At 59.4% G+C, this 14,817-nt stretch carries 17 protein-coding genes and 1 pseudogene; 10 read left to right on the top strand and 8 right to left on the bottom strand.

Annotation, left to right across the window (positions count from 1 at the left end):
- From AC3ZU9_RS13895 to AC3ZU9_RS13875, 5 genes and pseudogenes are all read left to right on the top strand, one after another.
- Nucleotides 1-951: RHS repeat domain-containing protein (locus AC3ZU9_RS13895; RefSeq protein WP_490090857.1), on the top strand; the 951-nt coding region annotated here is incomplete at its 5' end.
- Nucleotides 951-1,610 carry a hypothetical protein gene (locus AC3ZU9_RS13890; protein ID WP_102061218.1) on the top strand — a complete coding sequence of 220 codons (660 nt, stop codon included), beginning with the start codon at nucleotides 951-953 and terminating at the stop codon, nucleotides 1,608-1,610. The genes AC3ZU9_RS13895 and AC3ZU9_RS13890, both read left to right, overlap by 1 nt.
- Before the next feature lie 157 nt (nucleotides 1,611-1,767).
- Complete coding sequence (locus AC3ZU9_RS13885; protein ID WP_102061219.1) at nucleotides 1,768-2,430, top strand: hypothetical protein; 663 nt, start codon at nucleotides 1,768-1,770, stop codon at nucleotides 2,428-2,430.
- A gap of 162 nt (nucleotides 2,431-2,592) precedes the next feature.
- Nucleotides 2,593-3,018, top strand: a pseudogene (locus AC3ZU9_RS13880) (hypothetical protein); the annotation flags it as partial.
- 172 nt (nucleotides 3,019-3,190) lie between these two features.
- Nucleotides 3,191-3,439, top strand: coding sequence for a hypothetical protein (locus AC3ZU9_RS13875; RefSeq protein ID WP_145994232.1), 249 nt, complete (start codon nucleotides 3,191-3,193; stop codon nucleotides 3,437-3,439).
- 90 nt (nucleotides 3,440-3,529) lie between these two features.
- Here AC3ZU9_RS13875 and AC3ZU9_RS13870 read toward each other — a convergent pair whose 3' ends face one another.
- The 3 genes from AC3ZU9_RS13870 to AC3ZU9_RS13860 all read right to left on the bottom strand — a co-directional run bounded on the left by AC3ZU9_RS13870 (nucleotide 3,530) and on the right by AC3ZU9_RS13860 (nucleotide 5,349).
- On the bottom strand, nucleotides 3,530-3,805 hold the full coding sequence (locus AC3ZU9_RS13870; RefSeq protein ID WP_003176958.1) for an HU family DNA-binding protein: 276 nt from the start codon (nucleotides 3,803-3,805) through the stop codon (nucleotides 3,530-3,532).
- 191 nt (nucleotides 3,806-3,996) lie between these two features.
- Entirely contained in the window at nucleotides 3,997-5,145 is a 1,149-nt protein-coding gene (locus AC3ZU9_RS13865) for an NAD(P)/FAD-dependent oxidoreductase (RefSeq protein ID WP_490090856.1), read from the bottom strand.
- A gap of 36 nt (nucleotides 5,146-5,181) precedes the next feature.
- Nucleotides 5,182-5,349 (bottom strand): rubredoxin, encoded by a 168-nt coding sequence (locus AC3ZU9_RS13860; RefSeq protein WP_015886569.1) that lies wholly within the window; start codon nucleotides 5,347-5,349, stop codon nucleotides 5,182-5,184.
- A 195-nt stretch (nucleotides 5,350-5,544) separates the two neighbouring features.
- On the opposite strand from AC3ZU9_RS13860, the gene AC3ZU9_RS13855 reads away from it, so the two are divergent.
- Both AC3ZU9_RS13855 and ubiA read left to right on the top strand, forming a co-directional pair.
- On the top strand, nucleotides 5,545-6,108 hold the full coding sequence (locus AC3ZU9_RS13855) for a chorismate--pyruvate lyase family protein (protein WP_015886570.1): 564 nt from the start codon (nucleotides 5,545-5,547) through the stop codon (nucleotides 6,106-6,108).
- The gene (gene ubiA, locus AC3ZU9_RS13850) at nucleotides 6,108-6,998 is read left to right on the top strand and encodes a 4-hydroxybenzoate octaprenyltransferase (protein ID WP_015886571.1); all 891 of its coding nucleotides are present in this window, start codon (nucleotides 6,108-6,110) and stop codon (nucleotides 6,996-6,998) included. The genes AC3ZU9_RS13855 and ubiA overlap by 1 nt, the downstream gene beginning before the upstream one ends.
- A 118-nt stretch (nucleotides 6,999-7,116) precedes the next feature.
- Here the strand turns inward: ubiA and AC3ZU9_RS13845 are convergent, their stop codons facing one another.
- On the bottom strand, nucleotides 7,117-7,494 hold the full coding sequence (locus AC3ZU9_RS13845) for a COG4315 family predicted lipoprotein (RefSeq protein WP_046034833.1): 378 nt from the start codon (nucleotides 7,492-7,494) through the stop codon (nucleotides 7,117-7,119).
- A 155-nt stretch (nucleotides 7,495-7,649) separates the two neighbouring features.
- Between AC3ZU9_RS13845 and phoB the strand changes: the two genes are divergently transcribed.
- From phoB to AC3ZU9_RS13830, 3 genes are all read left to right on the top strand, one after another.
- Nucleotides 7,650-8,339 (top strand): phosphate regulon transcriptional regulator PhoB, encoded by a 690-nt coding sequence (phoB, locus tag AC3ZU9_RS13840; RefSeq protein ID WP_003176964.1) that lies wholly within the window; start codon nucleotides 7,650-7,652, stop codon nucleotides 8,337-8,339.
- A 73-nt stretch (nucleotides 8,340-8,412) separates the two neighbouring features.
- On the top strand, nucleotides 8,413-9,699 hold the full coding sequence (phoR, locus tag AC3ZU9_RS13835; protein WP_232504885.1) for a phosphate regulon sensor histidine kinase PhoR: 1,287 nt from the start codon (nucleotides 8,413-8,415) through the stop codon (nucleotides 9,697-9,699).
- A 207-nt stretch (nucleotides 9,700-9,906) separates the two neighbouring features.
- Nucleotides 9,907-11,247, top strand: a complete 1,341-nt coding sequence (locus tag AC3ZU9_RS13830; RefSeq protein WP_015886574.1) for a hemolysin family protein — start codon at nucleotides 9,907-9,909, stop codon at nucleotides 11,245-11,247.
- A 3-nt stretch (nucleotides 11,248-11,250) separates the two neighbouring features.
- Here AC3ZU9_RS13830 and AC3ZU9_RS13825 read toward each other — a convergent pair whose 3' ends face one another.
- From AC3ZU9_RS13825 to pstB, 4 genes are all read right to left on the bottom strand, one after another.
- A complete protein-coding gene (locus tag AC3ZU9_RS13825; protein WP_122811724.1) occupies nucleotides 11,251-11,913 on the bottom strand; it encodes a M23 family metallopeptidase in 663 nt (220 codons plus the stop codon).
- Between the two features lie 103 nt (nucleotides 11,914-12,016).
- Nucleotides 12,017-12,928, bottom strand: coding sequence for a response regulator (locus AC3ZU9_RS13820; RefSeq protein WP_064053223.1), 912 nt, complete (start codon nucleotides 12,926-12,928; stop codon nucleotides 12,017-12,019).
- 166 nt (nucleotides 12,929-13,094) lie between these two features.
- Nucleotides 13,095-13,856, bottom strand: coding sequence for a phosphate signaling complex protein PhoU (phoU, locus tag AC3ZU9_RS13815; RefSeq protein ID WP_015886577.1), 762 nt, complete (start codon nucleotides 13,854-13,856; stop codon nucleotides 13,095-13,097).
- Nucleotides 13,857-13,926: 70 nt separating this feature from the next.
- A complete protein-coding gene (gene pstB, locus AC3ZU9_RS13810) occupies nucleotides 13,927-14,760 on the bottom strand; it encodes a phosphate ABC transporter ATP-binding protein PstB (protein WP_015886578.1) in 834 nt (277 codons plus the stop codon).
- Nucleotides 14,761-14,817: the final 57 nt, after the last annotated feature.

Genomic DNA, 14,817 nt, shown 5'->3' with positions numbered 1-14,817 from the left:
CAGCACTTTGCCTACGACGCAGAGCATCGCCTGATCGAGGTCCGCAGCCAGAAAGACGGGCGAGAAACGGTCGTGAAGATGACCTACGATCCGCTCGGCCGACGTATCGTCAAAACCGAACACGACAGCCACGGCTATCCCTTGGGCGAAACCCGCTTCGGCTGGGAAGGCTTGCGCCTGCTGCAGGAACACCGACACAGCCAGACCAGCCTCTATATCTACGAAGAGGACAGCTATATACCACTGGCCCGGGTGGATGGAACGGGTGCACACCAGAGCGTGCGTTACTACCACAACGACCTGAACGGGCTACCGGAGCAACTGACCGAGGCCGACGGCCACACCGTGTGGCGGGCGCAGTATCAGGTGTGGGGGAACACGGCTGAAGAGGTGCGCGAAGCGTACTTTATCGAAGAGCAGAATTTACGCTTCCAGGGGCAGTATCTGGATCGAGAGACAGGGCTGCACTACAACACGTTTCGGTTTTATGATCCGGATGTGGGGCGGTTTACGACGCCAGATCCGATTGGGTTGGCGGGTGGCGGCAATCTTTACCAATACGCTCCTAACCCGGTGGGTTGGATAGACCCCTGGGGCTGGGCCTGTTCCTCAGCACAACGGCGGCAGAATAAAGCCAATGGTAAAGCCGCTGAAAACCTGGTGCATCAGAAGTTATTAAATAACCCCAAAGTGACGGTGCTCGGTACACAGGTTTACGTCAAAACTCCAGGTGCAGGGAGAGGACGCTACGTAGACATTCTGATAAAAAATAACAAAACAGGGAAAGTCGTCGCAATTGAGGTCAAGTCAGGTGGTGCTATACGGTCTAAAGCCCAGCTTGCAAAAGACAAAATCATCGCCGATGGGAAAGGCATATTTGGTAGTTCTGGAAAAAGTACAAAAGGCGTAACCGTTAGCGAAGCCAGAGTCCCACTATGGAGGTTGCCGTAATGACTGAGACTGTAAAAGATATATTGAATTTACTAACTTCCTTCCTAGCAGAACCCTTTGCGAAACATGGGTACACGCTAAAAAAAGACAGATTTTTTGAGACGAATGGCGAGCGTGGCCGGACTCGTCGCTACACGATAAATCTATCTAAGAATAAGGGATGGTTTTCTCTTCACTTGACACTCCAGATCGTCGACCCAGCGTTGATGACGTGCGTAAATGAGGTGCTTAACAAAGCACTCCGAGACGAACGGTTTGAATATCCGGAAAACTGGTCTCCGTCTGTCATCGAGAAGACCATTAAAATCCGCACGTCTAACTCTATTGTCGCCGAACTGACGGACTGGCGGATACTGAAAAACACCGACGAAACACTTGAAAACTTTAATGAACGCTTTTCAATATGGTTGTGTTCATTTGACAGCCTGGATGAAAAACCTGACTGGAAAGAGCAGTTGCTGGCCAGCATTGAATTGGCCCAGCGTTGGTTTGACGCAGCAGATTCGACAGACTGGATTCGCGCCAACACTGATTATCCATCTCTTTATTTGCTGTATAGCGAAGGTCAAAATCAGCAACTTGAAGACAAATACAAAGCTACGCTGAAATCCTCTGAAGACCCGCATGAGGTGGAACTTTTTTACCTGCATCTATCTTGATAGAAAGGGAGGAAGCTGGAGATTCGCCTCATGTCCCAAGCCATACACAACTCATTGGTCAAAACCGGCATCATCACGCAACAACAAGCCAGGACGGCGAGGCGTTCTGCCGCGTCATTCGCCAAACGAAAAGGTTGTTTCTAAAGGATCACGGGCTATGGGTATCAATCAAATTATTCTCTCAGAGCAAGACCATAACCTTGGACAAATAGGCGGAGGTGCGTGGCTTACAGGCCTTGATCTGTGGCCTAAAGACCCGCAAACCGGTCAGCTTATGCTGCCGGTGATTACGATGACCTCAACGTTCTTGGGCGTTCCATTCATACCCTCCGGGATGGCGCTTACGGTGTTCGTCTCCGTTGAGCCAACTGACAAAACGTACACACGGTCATCTATACGCAAGTTGACTGTCCATCAACAAAGCGAGATGGAGAAACTTCAACTTGGCCATAGCAAAGTTCTGCTTCACGCACTGGCGACTTCCGAACTCACACCCGCTACGTTGGTTGATCCGATTCCACGAACGTACATTGCCCAGCAGCCACTGACTTCCAAACAAATGGAGGAGGAACTGGAAGACTTGGACTGTGGCGCGGGTATCAGCAAGGCTCTCGGGCGCCCCGCGTGGTTGCAAGACCCTTTGTATGAAAGCCCTCGCTACTATTTTTTGGCTCAGCTAATCGACGCTGACATCGCTAAAATAAGTCCTAACCACGAAGGGATATTCGGTGGTGGTATCGGCTATATATTTGCCGATAATCGAGCGAAAAAGATGAAAGAGGGAGATGTGGGTGGCTATTTCCTCGTTCAATTTACTTGAGTACACAGCACATGAAACCATCAACAGCCCTCGGATGCTTCCTGTAGTCGTGTTCACTACGCTAGCAAAAAACGAGCACCGATCAAGGCTCGTTTACCGAAAGGCAAGATCATATTGTGCTCAATCCCAATCTTCAGTTAACGGGGCTGGCCCTAGCTTACGCCTGCGCCTAGCGTCCATCGGCTGGAACGTGATGCGGTTGGCCGGCTCGTCGCCAAGACCACCGACGATGGCCGCACCGACTACCACTACGACGCGGCGGACCAGCTCACGGCTGTCACCTTCACCGATTCGCAGGGCAATGCCCAAGCCCTGGGCTTTGCCTACGACGCCCTCGGCCAACTGCTTTGCGAGTAGAGTTCGGCGGGCAACCTGCAACACCACTACGACGAACTCGGCAACCTGATAGGCAAACTCGACCAACAACCCGCTGCGCAACACCGCCAGTTGCTGCACTACGACGCCACCGGCCGCATCATCGCCAGCCAGGACAACGCTCAAGGCCAGCAGGAAACCTTCGCCTACGACGCCGCCGCCAACTTGCTGGACGGGCCGCCAGCCAGTGCAGGGCTGGTCGTGCATAACAAAGGGTGTTGAGGAATCGATAAGCCCATTACGCCACTCAAATAAGTTCGAAGAGCTTGTTGAACGTTTTCGATCGCAATGCCCTACCGCGTTCCTCGATACACTTTCATGCACCCTGCTGGACTCTATTTATCAAACTACTGTGTCCGGCGCAGACAACTTTCCAGTACAGGCCATGACCGACAATATATTGTTATTGGCCTGGTGCAAGAAGCGTGAAATGGCCCACGAACGCACCGAGTATTACAAGTCCATCCTTCAAGGATGGCCGGAAGGTGTGACGCAACGTGTAGGCGGATCAGCGGGCTGGGAGCGTGAAGTTAAAACGCTGATGGACCCGGAGCATCTTGAGAGCTCCGTTGCACAAGAATTAAAGAAGTTCAAGCTGAGCCAATTGCCGGATCACTCGCTGGTGTGTGATTAACCGGCAAGGCCCTCACAAAAAATGGGCACCCGACCCAGTCGGCGTGCCCATTTTTCCTACCTCCCCGCCCCCTTCGAGACGGTAACGCCATTACGCGTTGACAGTGTCTTTCAGCGATTTGCCTGGCTTGAACGCAACCGTGTTGCTGGCCTTGATTTTCACCGGCTCGCCGGTTTGCGGGTTTTTGCCGGTGCGGGCGCCGCGGTGGCGTTGCAGGAAGGTGCCGAAGCCGACCAGGGTGACGCTGTCCTTGCGGTGCAGGGCGCCGGTGATTTCTTCGAGAACGGCGTTGAGGACGCGGTTGGCCTGTTCTTTGGTGAGATCCGCTTTTTCAGCGATGGCGGCTGCGAGTTCTGGTTTACGCATAAGTGAAGCCTCTTTGACGGTTTTTTGTTGTTATGTCCGTGCTGCTCTCTTCTGGAGCAGCGCCCAAAGCGCCGCAGGCTCTACTCTGCGGCAGACGGGAGTGAGGATGGCATGCCCTCGCACGCTCCGCCAGTCTCGCGGCGACCTTTCTAAGGGGAAAAACGTGCTTATTCCGACAGAACGACCGGTATTTACGCCAGCAATGGCGGAAGTTCTTTATTGAGGGCCAGTTTTTCCATCACCGCAGTGCCGGTCAGTGCATACCCCAGCAGGCGGCCACTGGCGTCGCGGCACAGGGCCTTGATGTCGGCGCCCTCGCCTTCCACGCTCCACACGCCTTCGGTGCGGCGTGGCGGGGGCGAGACCACCAGCGGGCAGACCGGCGTCTTGACGGTCACCGGCATCGGCCCGTAGCTGACCGCCGTGGCGTTGCCGGCCAGGGTCTGGGCCAGGGCGCGGGCGCAGCTCATCAGCGGCATCACGTACAGCAGGTTCAAGCCGTCGACCTCGGCGCAGTCGCCCAGGGCGTAGATGTTGGCGTGGGAGGTCTTGAGGTGGCGGTCCACCATGATCCCCCGGTTGGTCTGCAGGCCTGCAGCAGCGGCCAGGTCGACACGTGGGCGCAGGCCGATGGCGGAGACCACCAGGTCGCAGGCGATCACTTCACCGTCCGACAGATGCGCTTCCAGGCCATCATCGGTGCGCTGTAGCCGATTGAGCACCGGGCCCAGGTGGAAGCGCGCGCCGAGGCCTTCCAGACCGGCCTGTACTGCGGCGGCGGCCGCCGGGTGCAGCAGGGTCGGCATGACCTGCTCGCACGGTGCCACCAGATCGATTTCATAACCGCCAAGAATCAAGTCGTTGGCGAACTCGCAGCCGATCAGGCCGGCACCGAGCAGCAGCACGCGGCGCTTACCGGCAGCGGCGGCACGAAAGCGGGCGTAGTCTTCGAGGTCGTTGATCGGGAAAATCAGTTCAGCCGCATCGCCTTCAACCGGTACCCGCACGGTTTCTGCGCCCCAGGCCAGGATCAGGTCACGGTAAACCACCGCCTCCTCGCCGATCCACAGGCGCTTATGGCCGGGGTCGATGCCGCTGACGCGGGTGTGAGTACGCACTTCGGCCTTGAGTTGCTCGGCCATGGTGCCGGGTTCAGCCATGCTCAGGCCATCGGCTTCCTTGTTCTTGCCAAAGCCGGTGGAGAGCATGGGCTTGGAGTAGGAGCGCCCGTCATCCGCGGTGATCAGCAGCAATGGGGTCTCGCTGTCGAGCTTGCGAAACTCCCGGGCCACGTTGTAACCGGCCAATCCTGTGCCGATGATCACGACAGGTGCGTTCATTCCTTTCTCCTTGTAGTACTTATCTGAAAACCAAAATTAGCCGATTTCGATCATTTCGAAATCCATTTTGCCCACGCCGCAGTCCGGGCACAGCCAGTCTTCCGGGACGTCCTCCCAACGAGTACCAGGCAGAATTCCGTCATCCGGCCAGCCGTCTTTTTCGTCATAGATCAGGCCACAGACTACACATTGCCACTTCTTCATTACTTGCTTCCTCAGGGTCCAGGCATCTTGGCCGACGGTCGATAGACCCGCGTTGCCGTACGGCTCAGGGCGTTTTGTACTGATCGGGGCCGGCAGATGCAAGCACGATCGACGCAAGCAGCCGGTTCAGTCCGGCAAACACCCAGGACGCCATGGTAAGCTCGCCGCCTCTTTTGCTGCCAATACTGACTCACCGTGCCGCACTCAATCGTCCCCCCCGATGCTTGCCAATGGCTGATCCAGAGCCTTCTGACCCCTGCGCCCGCGCCGTTGACCCTCAATTGGCTGTTCAACGAAGACTCGCTGACGCGGCGGCTGACGTGGCTGTCCAACGACGGTTTCAGCGTGACGCCACTGTTCGAAGGCTGGCAGCCGCTGCGCGATGACGAATGTGCTGCCCTGGCGCTGGCGCCGTCCAGCATCGGTTGGGTGCGCGAGGTGTATTTGCGCGGCAATGGCCAACCGTGGGTGTTCGCGCGCAGTGTCGCGGCGCGCAGCGCCTTGCAGGGCGACGGCTTGCATATGGATGAACTGGGCAGCCGCTCGCTGGGCGAGTTGCTGTTCTGCGACCAGGCCTTCACGCGCCAGGCCATCGAGGTGTGCCATTACCCACGGCACTGGTTGCCCACGGCCGATCAGGTCGACGGGCTGTGGGGGCGCCGCTCACGCTTCGATCGCGGGCCGCTGAGCGTGCTGGTCGCGGAGATCTTTTTGCCCAGCTTCTGGCACGCACTGCACGCCCATCCGGAGAACTGCTGATGTACCAACGTCTGCTCAAATCCCTTAACCACCTGAACCCCAGGGCCTGGGATTTCGTTCAGTTGACCCGCATGGACAAGCCCATCGGCATCTACCTGCTGCTGTGGCCGACGCTGTGGGCGCTGTGGATCGCGGGCAAGGGGTCGCCCTCTTTAATCAATATCGTGATTTTTGTGCTGGGCGTGGTGCTGACCCGGGCCGGCGGCTGCGTGATCAATGACTGGGCCGACCGTAAGGTCGACGGCCACGTAAAACGCACCGAACAGCGCCCGCTGGTGAGCGGCAAGATCAGTTCGAAAGAGGCGCTGGTGTTTTTCGCAGTGCTGATGGGCATCAGCTTCCTGCTGGTATTGTTGACCAACGCCACGACTATCCTGCTGTCCCTCGGTGGTCTGGCCCTGGCGGCAAGCTACCCGTTCATGAAGCGCTACACCTATTACCCGCAGGTGGTGTTGGGGGCGGCATTCTCGTGGGGCATGCCGATGGCGTTCACCGCCGAGACCGGTGATTTGCCCGCGACCGCATGGCTGCTATACATCGCCAACCTGCTGTGGACGGTGGGCTACGACACCTATTACGCCATGACCGACCGCGATGACGACTTGAAGATCGGCGTGAAGTCCACGGCCATTCTGTTTGGCGATGCCGATCGCGTGATCATTCTTACCCTGCAAGGCCTGTCGCTGGTGTGCCTGCTATTGGCGGGGGCGCGATTTGAGCTGGGCGGGTGGTTCCACCTGGGGTTGCTGGCGGCGGCGGGCTGTTTTGCCTGGGAATTCTGGTACACCCGGGACAAGGATCGGATGAAGTGCTTCAAGGCGTTTTTGCACAACCACTGGGCCGGGTTGGCGATATTTGTCGGGATTGTGGCGGATTACGCATTTCGCTAGGTGCCGTTATTTGGGGTGACTGGGCTGACGCCATCGGGGGCAAGCCCCCTCCCACATTTGGAATGCATTCAACTGTGGGAGGGGGCTTGCTGGCGAAGGTCTCAGCGGCGCCGCAGGCTCAAGGCTTGATCACATGCCAAGCGCCACCCTTGCCATCACCGGACTTGTCACCGGCCTTTTTATCATCCTTGTAGGTGTAGACCGGCTTGCCGCCATAGGCCCACTGGCTGGTCTGGTCGTCGCGGGTGATAACCGTCCATTTGCCCATCGACTTGTCGGTGGACTCCGCCTTCAACGGCGGCCAGTTGGTCGCGCACTGGTCCTTGCACACTGACTTGCCGTCGGCATCCTTATCGAAGGTATAAAGGGTCATGCCCTTGTGGTCGACCAGCATCCCGTCTTGAGTCATCGCCGGCTCTGCCGCGAACGCCAGGGTCGGCAGCGTCAACGCCGCCGTTACCAGCAGGGCTTTCCAGGAAATTGTGCTGTACGTCATCGGAACCTTCCTTTTGTGGTTGTCAGGATTCGGACCCAAAGCGTAGCCCAGAGAGGCGCAAATTGCCCGAGCGACTAAATTACTGTCACACGACTGCAATAATTCCGTTATCTAATGCGGCGCAAGACAGTTAAATGACAAGAGGATTTTTGAGCATGGTTGGCAGGAGCATTCTGATTGTTGACGACGAAGCGCCCATCCGCGAGATGATCGCCGTTGCGTTGGAAATGGCCGGCTATGACTGCCTGGAGGCGGAGAACTCCCAGCAGGCCCATGCCATTATCGTCGACCGCAAGCCGGACCTGATCCTGCTGGACTGGATGCTGCCCGGCACCTCCGGCATCGAGCTGGCCCGCCGTCTCAAGCGGGACGAGCTGACCGGGGACATCCCGATCATCATGCTCACCGCCAAGGGCGAAGAGGACAACAAGATCCAGGGCCTGGAAGTCGGCGCGGATGACTACATCACCAAGCCGTTTTCCCCACGGGAGCTGGTTGCGCGTCTGAAGGCCGTACTGCGCCGTGCCGGGCCGACCGATGGCGAAGCCCCCATCGAAGTCGGCGGCCTGCTGCTGGACCCGATCAGCCACCGCGTGACCATCGACGGCAAGCCGGCCGAGATGGGCCCGACAGAATACCGCCTGCTGCAATTCTTCATGACACACCAGGAGCGCGCCTATACCCGCGGCCAATTGCTGGACCAGGTGTGGGGCGGCAACGTGTATGTGGAAGAACGCACCGTCGACGTGCATATCCGTCGTCTGCGCAAAGCCTTGGGCGATGCCTACGAGAATCTGGTACAAACCGTGCGCGGCACTGGCTACCGCTTCTCCACCAAAGGCTGAGAGCCTGACTTAACCGCTGACAAGGACGCATGTTCAAGTGAATCAAAACTGGCATGGCACCCTGATCCGCCACATGCTTTTGCTGATCACCGGCTGCTTGTTGGTCGGCTTGGTCAGTGGTTACTACGGCTGGAGCCTGGCCGTCGGTATCGCCGTGTACCTGGGCTGGACCCTCAAGCAATTGCTGCGCCTGCATGAATGGCTGCGCCAGCACAAACCCGACGAAGCACCTCCCGACGGCTACGGCCTGTGGGGCGAGGTGTTCGACAGCATCTACCACCTGCAACGCCGCGACCAACGGGTGCGCGGGCGCCTGCAAGCGGTGATCGACCGGGTGCAGGAGTCGACCGCCGCGCTCAAGGACGCGGTGATCATGCTCGACAGCGACGGCAACCTGGAATGGTGGAACCGCGCCGCCGAGACCCTGCTGGGCCTCAAGACGCCCCAGGACAGCGGCCAGCCGGTGACCAACCTGGTGCGCCACCCACGCTTCAAAGAGTACTTCGAACAGGAGAACTACGAAGAGGCCCTGGAAATCCCCTCGCCCACCAATGACCGCGTACGCATCCAGCTGTACCTGACGCGCTACGGAAACAATGAACACCTGATGCTGGTACGCGACGTCACCCGCATTCACCAGCTGGAACAGATGCGCAAGGACTTCGTCGCCAACGTTTCCCACGAGCTGCGTACGCCATTGACGGTGATCTGCGGTTACCTGGAGACGCTGCTGGACAACGTCGACGAGATCAACCCGCGCTGGAGCCGCGCCCTGCAGCAAATGCAGCAGCAAGGCTCACGCATGCAGACACTGCTCAACGACCTGCTGTTGCTGGCCAAGCTGGAGGCCACCGACTACCCGTCGGATAACCACCCGGTGGCGGTGCAGAGCCTGTTGCAGACCATCAAGAACGACGCCCAGGCCCTCTCCGGCCAACGTGGGCAGCAGATCACCCTGGAAGCCGACCCGACCGTCCTGCTCAAAGGCAGCGAAGGTGAGTTGCGCAGCGCGTTTTCCAACCTGGTGTTCAACGCGGTCAAGTACACCCAGGACAAAGGCAATATCCGCATCCGCTGGTGGGCCGATGAACAGGGCGCACACTTGAGCGTGCAAGACTCCGGCATCGGCATCGACGCCAAGCACCTGCCGCGCCTGACCGAGCGGTTCTACCGCGTCGACTCCAGCCGCAACTCCAACACCGGCGGCACCGGGCTTGGCCTGGCGATCGTCAAGCATGTGCTGCTGCGCCACCGTGCACGCTTGGAAATCAGCAGTGTGCTGGGGCATGGCAGTACGTTCACCTGCCATTTTCCTCCGGGGCAGATGACGCGTTCGCGGGTGATCGGAAATGATGAATAACCCGACGTCGATACAAATCTAATGTGGGAGGGGGCCTGCCCCCTCCCACATTGGATTTGTATGGTTTTGAAGTAGGCATTCCAGGCCCCACCCGGCAGTGGGCACTAGGCAAGCGCCCCGTCAGCCGCTACATTGGCCGACTTGCGCCTGTCTTTAAGGCCCTTTCGTCACCTCTTATTGAACACACGGAACCTGCAAAACCCCATCATGGACCCTTCCCCTGGCATCACCCTCGCTACACTCTTCGCCGACTTCGGCATGATTCTTTTTGCACTGGTCCTGGTACTGCTCAACGGTTTCTTCGTTGCGGCGGAATTTGCCATGGTCAAACTGCGCTCCACGCGGGTCGAGGCCATCGCCCATACCAACGGCTGGCGCGGGCAGATCCTGCGCACCGTGCACAGCCAGCTCGACGCTTACCTGTCGGCCTGCCAGCTGGGTATCACCCTCGCCTCCCTGGGCCTGGGCTGGGTCGGTGAGCCGGCGTTTGCGCACATCCTCGAGCCGCTGCTGGGCGCCGCGGGCGTCGAGTCGCCGGAAGTGATCAAGGGCGTGTCGTTCTTCGCCGCGTTCTTCGTGATTTCCTACCTGCACATCGTGGTCGGTGAACTGGCGCCCAAGTCCTGGGCCATTCGCAAGCCCGAACTGCTGTCGCTGTGGACGGCGGTGCCGCTGTACCTGTTCTACTGGGCCATGTACCCGGCGATCTACCTGCTCAACGCCAGCGCCAACGCCATCCTGCGCATCGCCGGCCAAGGCGAGCCTGGCCCGCACCACGAACACCATTACAGCCGCGAAGAACTCAAGCTGATCCTGCACTCCAGCCGGGGCCAGGACCCGAGCGACCAAGGCATGCGCGTACTCGCCTCCGCCGTGGAGATGGGCGAGCTGGAAGTGGTGGACTGGGCCAACTCCCGGGAAGACCTGGTCACCCTGGACTTCAACGCCCCGCTCAAGGAAATCCTCGCGCTGTTCCGTCGCCATAAATTCAGCCGTTACCCGGTGTATGACGCAGTACGCAACGAGTTCGTGGGCCTTTTGCACATCAAGGACCTGCTGCTGGAACTGGCGGCCCTGGACCATATTCCCGAGTCGTTCAACTTGGCCGAGCTGACTCGCCCGCTTGAGCGTGTGTCGCGGCACATGCCGTTGTCGCAATTGCTGGAGCAGTTCCGCAAAGGCGGCGCGCATTTCGCCCTGGTGGAAGAAGCCGACGGCAAGATCATCGGCTACCTCACCATGGAAGACGTGTTGGAAGTCCTGGTGGGCGATATCCAGGACGAACACCGCAAGGCCGAGCGCGGCATCCTGGCCTACCAGCCGGGCAAGCTGCTGGTGCGGGGCGACACCCCGCTGTTCAAGGTCGAACGCCTGCTGGGAGTGGACCTGGACCACATCGAGGCCGAAACCCTGGCCGGCCTGATCTACGACACCCTCAAGCGCGTGCCGGAAGAGGAAGAGGTGCTGGAGGTTGAAGGTTTGCGGATCATCATCAAAAAGATGAAAGGGCCGAAGATCGTATTGGCCAAGGTCCTGCTGCTGGATTGACCGTCAATTGCCCAATGCAAAATTGGGCAATGCACCGACGGGTTGGTTGAACTCGTACGGGATCGACACCAATCCCGCCTCAGTGGCGCGCTGCACCACAAAATGCAGATGCGGCCCGCTGCTGTTGCCGGTATTGCCCGACAACGCCAGCGGGCTTCCTACCGCAACACGCTGCCCAACCCTGACACTGACCGAGCCTTGCTTGAGGTGCAGGTACACGCCCTCGGTACCGTCATCGTGACGTACCCGCACAAAATTCCCTGACGCATCGTTGCCCCGCCCGGCTTGCTCGTTTTCGGTTTTCACCACCATGCCGCTGCGTGCGGCGATGATCGGCGTGCCTTCGGGCATGGCGATGTCCATGGCGTAGCGGCTTTTGGCGTCGGTATGGCTGAAGGTGCCGTTGGGGCCCTGTGTCATGCGGAACGGGCCGCCGCGCCAGGGCAAGGGGTAGCGGTAGGCCTGGGGTACGTAACGGGATTTCGGCCTATCGAGTATCGGCCGTTCGACCTTGCGCTCCTGGATCACGAACGCCTGGGCGCCAGGGGTTTGCCGGTCGCTGAAAAACACCACGCCATTGGCATCGGTGGATTTGTAGAGGGTCATGGCCTGGGTCAAAGTGGCGACCGTTGCCAGCCCGCAACACAGCAATAAGCGCATGAGCATGGCGTAAACCTGCCGATATGACCGGACGGGAGATTAGCAAGCAATCGTTACAGTCTGTAGTGAGCGGGCTTGCCGCGCGCGGGGCAAGCCCGCTCACGACAAATCAGGCACCCGGCACAAAATGCTTCTGCGCCGTACCCCGCGCGATCAGGCGGGAGATGTAATCGAGCTTCTGCGCATCCTGGTCGATAAACCGGAAGGTCAGTTGCAGCCAATCGCTGTCAGGCTTGGGTTCGAAGGCAACGATGGCGTGCAGGTAGCCGTTGAGACGGGCCACTTCGGCGTTATCGCCTTGTTCCAGGTCGAGCACGGCGCTTTCCAGTACCTGAGGCAGGACTTCGCCGCGACGCACCACCAGCAGCGCTTCCTTGATGCTCAGCGCCTTGATCACGCATTGCTGGGTACCGCTGGACAGGCGCAATTGGCCTTGGCCACGCCCTCCTGCCGGCGCCGCCGTCGTCGCCGCTTGCACCGGCGGGCTGTTGAGCAAGCCTTTGTTGAGCGCAGGCGCGGCTGCCGCAACCGGCGCTGCACGTGCCACTTCGGGCTTGCCGCCGGTCAGGGCGCTGAGGGAATCGTTGCCAAAGGCCGAATTCATTTTGGTCGGTGCGCTGGCGACCAGGGCGTCGAGGCGGCCGATCTTGTGCAGGGCCTGCTTGACCTTGTTCAGCAACTGCTCGTTGGTGAACGGTTTGCTGACGTAGCCGGAAACCCCGGCCTGGATGGCCTGGACCACGTTTTCCTTGTCGCCACGGCTGGTCACCATCACGAACGGCATGGCTTTGAGGTGCGGTTGCTCGCGGCACCAGGTCAACAGCTCAAGCCCGGACATCTCCGGCATTTCCCAGTCGCACAGCACCAGGTCGAAGGTCTCGCGCATCAGGATGGCCTGGGCCTTTTTGCCGTTCACCGCGTCTTCAAGCTTGATCCCAGGGAAGTAGTTGCGCAGGCACTTCTTCACCAGGTCGCGGATAAACGAGGCGTCATCCACCACCAATACACTGACTTTACTCATCGACCCTTCATCCTATAAAAACTTCGGCACGCAAAACGCCTGACTGATGGCATTTTGCCAAAAACTCTGCAGTCACGTTCGGACTTTCTTTTACCCGACCTGAAAAAGTCAGGCGCCACAAACGAAAACGCCCGGCCAGAGGCCGGGCGTTAATTTCTCGGGCAACTTACTTATCGTCAGATTCGCCCGGAACATTAGGGATTTGATCAACCGAACCTTCAACTTCAGCCTTCATGCGCTTGAGGCCCATGTGCCGTACGTCGGTGCCGCGCACCAGGTAGATCACCAGTTCCGAGATATTACGCGCGTGGTCGCCGATCCGCTCCAGGGAGCGCAGCACCCAGATGATGCTCAAGACCCGCGAGATAGAGCGCGGGTCTTCCATCATGTAGGTCGCCAGCTCACGCAGGGCGGTCTTGTATTCGCGGTCGATGACCTTGTCGTACTGGGCCACCGACAACGCCAGTTCGGCGTCAAAACGCGCGAACGCATCGAGGGCATCGCGCACCATGTTGCGCACCTGATCGCCGATATGGCGCACTTCCACGTAACCGCGCGGCGCTTCGCCTTCTTCGCACAGCTGAATGGCACGGCGGGCGATCTTGGTGGCTTCGTCGCCGATGCGCTCCAGGTCAATCACCGACTTGGAGATGCTGATGATCAACCGCAGGTCGGACGCCGCCGGCTGGCGACGCGCAAGAATGCGCAGGCATTCTTCGTCGATGTTGCGTTCCATCTGGTTGATCTGGTCGTCGATCTCGCGCACTTGCTGGGCCAGGCCCGAGTCGGCCTCGATCAGCGCAGTCACAGCGTCGTTGACTTGCTTCTCCACCAGCCCGCCCATCGCCAGGAGGTGGCTGCGCACTTCCTCGAGCTCGGCGTTGAACTGCGCGGAGATGTGGTGGGTAAGGCCTTCTTTGCTAATCATGTTGGCGTCCTTGGAGCGTCCGGTAAGGTGCGGAGAACCGCAGCGTCAGTGCAATCAGAACCACAGCTTCCTAGCCGTAGCGACCGGTGATGTAGTCTTCGGTCTGCTTCTTCGCCGGATTGGTGAACAGGGTATCGGTGTCGCCGAATTCCACCAGCTTGCCCATGTACATGAACGCGGTGTAGTCGGAAACCCGCGCCGCCTGTTGCATGTTGTGGGTCACGATGACGATGGTGAACTTGGACTTGAGCTCGTAGATCAGCTCTTCGACTTTCAGCGTCGAGATCGGATCGAGGGCCGAGCAGGGCTCGTCGAGCAACAGCACTTCCGGTTCCACCGCGATGGTACGGGCGATCACCAGACGCTGCTGCTGGCCGCCGGACAGGCCGAGCGCCGATTCGTGCAGGCGGTCCTTGACCTCGTCCCACAGGGCCGCGCCCTTGAGGGCCCACTCCACCGCTTCGTCGAGGATGCGTTTTTTGTTGATGCCCTGGATACGCAGGCCATAGACCACGTTTTCGTAGATGGTCTTGGGGAACGGGTTGGGCTTCTGGAACACCATGCCCACCCGGCGACGCAGCTCAGCCACGTCTTCGCCCTTGCGGTAGATGTTGGTGCCGTAGAGGTTGATGGCACCGTCGACGCGGCAACCGTCCACCAGGTCGTTCATGCGGTTAAAGGTGCGCAGCAGCGTGGACTTGCCGCAGCCCGACGGGCCGATAAAGGCGGTCACGCGCTGCTTGGGGATGTTCATGCTGACGTCGAACAGCGCCTGCTTTTCACCGTAGTACAGGCTCAGGCCCGGCACTTCGATGGCCACGGTTTCCTGCGCCAGGCTCAGGCTCTGCTTGTCGCGACCCAGGGCAGACATGTTGATGCCGTGGGAATGGGTGTCATGTTGCATGGGAGGCTCCCTGTGCTACCAATTTTGTGTGTGGGAGGGGGCAAGCCCCCCTCCCAC

The sequence above is a fragment of the Pseudomonas sp. A39 genome, assembly GCF_058145955.1.
The sequence above is the reverse complement of the archived record's forward strand: the minus strand, read 5'-3'. Positions and strand labels throughout refer to the sequence as shown.

Bases quoted from the DNA above. Each gene is read 5' to 3' on its own strand.
- AC3ZU9_RS13890 (WP_102061218.1), top strand. From the start codon at position 951: ATGACTGAGACTGTAAAAGATATATTGAATTTACTAACTTCCTTCCTA.
- phoB (WP_003176964.1), top strand. From the start codon at position 7,650: ATGGTTGGCAGGAGCATTCTGATTGTTGACGACGAAGCGCCCATCCGC.
- phoR (WP_232504885.1), top strand. From the start codon at position 8,413: ATGCTTTTGCTGATCACCGGCTGCTTGTTGGTCGGCTTGGTCAGTGGT.
- pstB (WP_015886578.1), bottom strand. From the start codon at position 14,760: ATGCAACATGACACCCATTCCCACGGCATCAACATGTCTGCCCTGGGT.
- phoU (WP_015886577.1), bottom strand. From the start codon at position 13,856: ATGATTAGCAAAGAAGGCCTTACCCACCACATCTCCGCGCAGTTCAAC.
- AC3ZU9_RS13865 (WP_490090856.1), bottom strand. From the start codon at position 5,145: ATGAACGCACCTGTCGTGATCATCGGCACAGGATTGGCCGGTTACAAC.
- AC3ZU9_RS13820 (WP_064053223.1), bottom strand. From the start codon at position 12,928: ATGAGTAAAGTCAGTGTATTGGTGGTGGATGACGCCTCGTTTATCCGC.
- AC3ZU9_RS13860 (WP_015886569.1), bottom strand. From the start codon at position 5,349: ATGAAGAAGTGGCAATGTGTAGTCTGTGGCCTGATCTATGACGAAAAA.
- AC3ZU9_RS13885 (WP_102061219.1), top strand. From the start codon at position 1,768: ATGGGTATCAATCAAATTATTCTCTCAGAGCAAGACCATAACCTTGGA.
- AC3ZU9_RS13870 (WP_003176958.1), bottom strand. From the start codon at position 3,805: ATGCGTAAACCAGAACTCGCAGCCGCCATCGCTGAAAAAGCGGATCTC.
- AC3ZU9_RS13825 (WP_122811724.1), bottom strand. From the start codon at position 11,913: ATGCTCATGCGCTTATTGCTGTGTTGCGGGCTGGCAACGGTCGCCACT.
- AC3ZU9_RS13875 (WP_145994232.1), top strand. From the start codon at position 3,191: ATGACCGACAATATATTGTTATTGGCCTGGTGCAAGAAGCGTGAAATG.
- AC3ZU9_RS13845 (WP_046034833.1), bottom strand. From the start codon at position 7,494: ATGACGTACAGCACAATTTCCTGGAAAGCCCTGCTGGTAACGGCGGCG.
- AC3ZU9_RS13830 (WP_015886574.1), top strand. From the start codon at position 9,907: ATGGACCCTTCCCCTGGCATCACCCTCGCTACACTCTTCGCCGACTTC.
- ubiA (WP_015886571.1), top strand. From the start codon at position 6,108: ATGTACCAACGTCTGCTCAAATCCCTTAACCACCTGAACCCCAGGGCC.